Source organism: Photorhabdus aegyptia (genome assembly GCF_000612035.1).
GTDB classification, from domain to species: domain Bacteria; phylum Pseudomonadota; class Gammaproteobacteria; order Enterobacterales; family Enterobacteriaceae; genus Photorhabdus; species Photorhabdus akhurstii.
The window spans coordinates 1-3,807 of the sequence record NZ_JFGV01000113.1; the positions used below are offsets into that span (position 1 = coordinate 1).

Genomic DNA, 3,807 nt, shown 5'->3' on the forward strand with positions numbered 1-3,807 from the left:
CAACGCACTGGTCAGCCCCTGAACACGTTGCTATCCGCTCTTGAACCTTGTCATACTCCTGCCGATATTTATCCCTAACGGCAGAACGGCAACTGCTATCACCCTGACAATTAACCAGTTCCTCACTTCTTGAACGATTTTGGTCAACGCTTAGATGATTATTGTCTACAACAACGCATTATCACTTAGTGAACAATGGGTTGTTGCTTATAATTGCGTAAATTTCATCTGTTATTGGGTCTATATCTTCCCCATATTGGCCTCTATCCCCCATCATTCTGAAATCATTCATAATATATTTGTATAAATTCTTCATACCATTACTTGCTTTGTTCTCAAGAATATTAATGGATTTTATTAAGTATGTATAAGATGACTCTCCATTTCCTGATTCTTTTAAATACGTAACAACTTGTTTCAATAAGGATATTAATCTTGCGATTTCTATCATATCTTCATTTGTTGACATTTTATTTTCCTTTATTTGTTATTTGATCTGGAAATGTTTTCTTAAATTCTTCGTAAGTGTAAACATTACCTGTTTTTCCATCTCGTATTGATTTAATCCAATCCATAGGATAATTCCGTGGCAGTAGAATTTGATCAGCTCCACCTATGTATTTAGGATTATTACTCAAAGGTGGTTGTTCCCCAACAGAACCAATGTTTAGCTTAGTATTTTTGGGTACTTCTATCTCAGCCTCAAATCGAGTTGTACTCCAGTTTTTATAGACGGCAGTTTCGTTTCTGCCCGCATTTTGTGTGGTTGTTGCGTAACCACCATCTAATTTGGCTTGATCATTAACACCACCAAATTTTCTAAATAATGTTACAGGTTCTTGTGTAATAACAGTTTCATATTTTCCAGCCTTAAATGTCGAGGACACACTTGTAGGTAAATGTTCCTTATCTACTATAACTATACTCTTATCTATTTTCGTTCCTAGTGAAGCTTTGGAATTAACATTTGTATGCGAGATGTTTTTATCAGCACCAAGGGCTATTTCTCCAATTTTCGCTGTCTGTGCTTTTTCTTTCATCAAATTATCAATCGTTGAACTATTTTTTCTATCAACAGCTTCTATCGATTGATATTTACTCAAAGACAGATATGCTTTCGCGGCTGCAAACTGTATTCACTGTTGGGTATCCCTCCGGCAACAATTTCCGCCGCCTTCTGCGGTGTCATCTGCTCATTCGATAACACGACATCCAACGGAACACCAAAGAAGTTCCCCCACGCAATAATCAGACCTTTTGCCGGGTCCTGACCATCAGGGACTTGGCCTTTTAGGTAGTGAGTTAAGGCTGCGTTGATTTCTTCGGGTGTTGCCCCAGATTGGGCCATTTTTTGAGCCAGTGACCCCGCGCCTTCAAAATGTTTAGCGCATTCGGAACCAAACAAACTTCCCATGCTAAGGGCATTATTATCCGCAACAACCCATTCCATTGCGATGTTGACCGCGCCACACACCGATTTTCCCAATGCCCTCAGTCAGTTACCACCCGTTTTTTCCAGTGTGGTTTGAGGCTCGACCTACAACGCCCCGACGCGACTTTTCAGCTCGATAAGCCATTTTGTCCCAGCGTAATGAACTTCACCTTTAGAGCTAGATGGCTGTCCAATATTTGGGGTATCGTTCCTTTAGTAGGATATTTGTCAATAAAAATCCTCTCTTTTAAATCTGATCCCTGTAGGAATAAGATCATCTTTTTCAAAATAAACAGTGCACTCTTTTTCGTGAAGGATTACTGAATAACCATATATAATCCCGTCTTCTTCACTAATACCTAAAACTACCCCCTTCAAGCCGATATATTCCTTATTCTTAGCACTAGATATAACTTCAACTTCTTGATAAAAATCTATTTTCATATTTATCACTTATGTGTAATTTTTCCATCAAGCGATACGTTCAGATGAGAGCCATCACGAGTAGCCCAACTTAGTTGGGACTTACCGGTACGAGATAGCTGCACATCCCACTCGAATGATTGCCCCGTAGTACGTGAAGCCCCCTTAACCCATTCATTTCCGAATTTATCAATATAACCATTATTAGGTCCTCTTGGTAATGGCTGAGAGGGAGAATAATTTTCTGGCGGAACATAGCGAATTTTACCTTCCGTAGGAAGTTCAACATACTTAACTCTTGCCTTTGTTGACCAAGATTGCGATGAGCCAATAGTTCCAGAAGGATTAAAAGGAGGCTCTTCAACATAGGATAAAGCTGACCCATTTTTTTCCACAGAAGCAGCACCCAACGGTTTACCGCCTCCAGCAGGTAACTCTTTCACCGGGGAAAACAAACCGGTCATTACGCCTGCCAGATTCTCAAGTGCTTTTTGATCACCTTGTGAGGCTTTAATGGCCGTATCCTTAATACCATTCCATGCTTCACCGTTCACAAGGGAATTAAAGGCATTGGCAACAGCCTGATCTTTCTTACTCAGATCACTTTTTGCCTGTTCACAATAGTTACCGCCTGTTGCACAGGTCACTAAAGCCGCGGTTGCATCAAACGCCGTATCCCCGCCTGCCATCACAAAATCACCCGTTTCAGAAGCAAAAGTCAGTACACCATTAACCAACTGAGAAGCCGTATTTTCACCCAGTTTGTTACGAACCTGATCTTTCCAGTATTCAGCACTTTCCTTAACCGCTTTTCTAGCCTTATCACCTGATAACGAGTTATTCTCAACAACAAGCTGTATCCAGACTTGCGATTATATTGGCCGGAATTAAGTAGCTAAGGATCTGAAGAGGATTTTCTTTTGCGAATTTCTTCTATCTTCGCCAATACCCAAATTCCAATTCCAACAGGCAATCCTGCACCAACTCCTACTCTCGCAGTGTAAATAAAATCATTCCAATGATAATTAAAATAACCATTTTCAAAATAATAAAATGCAGGTACAGCTAACCCTGCAATAAAGGCCAAAAGAAAAATAAACGATGTCCAGTAAGCTGTAAGTAGGATAAAAGCTTTTAATCCTATTCGTTTATTTCGTTTATTTTCCATTTTTAGCTCCATTTTCTTTTATCTGGTTTTCAATACCAGTGCCTATTACTGTACCTACAACAGTACCTCCGATAGCACCACCTATTTCTGACGCTACAGGACTGATAACGACAGGAGCCAGTTTATCTGTAATTATTTTTCCACCTTTAGCACCTGCTACAGTACCAACAGCCGCACCTATAACAGCTCCAGTTGCATCTTCACCTTTAAGCTTGCTACCCAGCCAGGCTCCACCAATATTTACCCCTTCTGTATATATCAAGCCTTTACCTTGGGTTAATGCTCCCACTCCGGCAGCTATAAGGGTGTCGGTATAGCTGTAACTCTCGTTTGGTTTCATAGTGATAAGCTGTTTTCCGGTATCGGATATTGCACCAAGTAAAGCTCCACCCACTACGGCTGCGGTCCCAGCAACAGGCGCAATTATAGTACCTCCCACAGCAGAAGCACCTGCCCCCCAAGCGACTAATAATCCTCTTGCCGGATCTTGTCCTTCCGGGTGATCGCCTTTGGCATGTTTTGACAATGCCGCTGAAATCTCTTGAGGGGATTTACCTTCATTTAACATAGCGGTAGCCAGACTGGATGCTGACCGACCATAATCCGCCATGCCTTTGGGTAAGCTCAGTGCATTATTATCCGCCGCATTCTTCCCTGCCTGTGCCCCAGTGAGGGCGCTCTCGGTAGAGTCACCAGCAATACCGCCTGCCAACCCAGCCGCCAGGGTGGAAAGGGTGCTGATAGTTTGCTTCTGCTCCTCCGTTAATTCACTGACTTTGGCCCC

Annotated in this window: 7 protein-coding genes; all 7 read right to left on the reverse strand. The window is 41.9% G+C overall.

Translation table 11 applies throughout. The features are described from left to right. Positions 1-181: 181 nt before the first annotated feature. A complete protein-coding gene (locus BA1DRAFT_RS21090) occupies positions 182-469 on the reverse strand; it encodes a hypothetical protein (protein WP_036783522.1) in 288 nt (95 codons plus the stop codon). Position 470: 1 nt separating this feature from the next. Next, the gene (locus BA1DRAFT_RS21095; RefSeq protein WP_152544372.1) at positions 471-1,103 is read right to left on the reverse strand and encodes a hypothetical protein; all 633 of its coding nucleotides are present in this window, start codon (positions 1,101-1,103) and stop codon (positions 471-473) included. Then, a complete protein-coding gene (locus BA1DRAFT_RS21530; RefSeq protein WP_051560928.1) occupies positions 1,100-1,474 on the reverse strand; it encodes a hypothetical protein in 375 nt (124 codons plus the stop codon). Before BA1DRAFT_RS21530 ends, BA1DRAFT_RS21095 begins: the two co-directional genes overlap by 4 nt. Before the next feature lie 186 nt (positions 1,475-1,660). Then, on the reverse strand, positions 1,661-1,876 hold the full coding sequence (locus BA1DRAFT_RS21105) for an Imm31 family immunity protein (protein WP_200868816.1): 216 nt from the start codon (positions 1,874-1,876) through the stop codon (positions 1,661-1,663). Between the two features lie 5 nt (positions 1,877-1,881). Beyond that, positions 1,882-2,592, reverse strand: a complete 711-nt coding sequence (locus BA1DRAFT_RS24475) for a polymorphic toxin type 17 domain-containing protein (RefSeq protein WP_036783527.1) — start codon at positions 2,590-2,592, stop codon at positions 1,882-1,884. A 158-nt stretch (positions 2,593-2,750) separates the two neighbouring features. Beyond that, a complete protein-coding gene (locus BA1DRAFT_RS21115; protein ID WP_036783530.1) occupies positions 2,751-3,023 on the reverse strand; it encodes a hypothetical protein in 273 nt (90 codons plus the stop codon). Further along, positions 3,013-3,807 (reverse strand): VENN motif pre-toxin domain-containing protein (locus BA1DRAFT_RS21120; RefSeq protein WP_036783533.1); only part of this gene is annotated, 795 nt, incomplete at its 5' end. The genes BA1DRAFT_RS21115 and BA1DRAFT_RS21120, both read right to left, overlap by 11 nt.

Bases quoted from the DNA above. Each gene is read 5' to 3' on its own strand.
- BA1DRAFT_RS21090 (WP_036783522.1), bottom strand. From the start codon at position 469: ATGTCAACAAATGAAGATATGATAGAAATCGCAAGATTAATATCCTTA.
- BA1DRAFT_RS21105 (WP_200868816.1), bottom strand. From the start codon at position 1,876: ATGAAAATAGATTTTTATCAAGAAGTTGAAGTTATATCTAGTGCTAAG.
- BA1DRAFT_RS21115 (WP_036783530.1), bottom strand. From the start codon at position 3,023: ATGGAAAATAAACGAAATAAACGAATAGGATTAAAAGCTTTTATCCTA.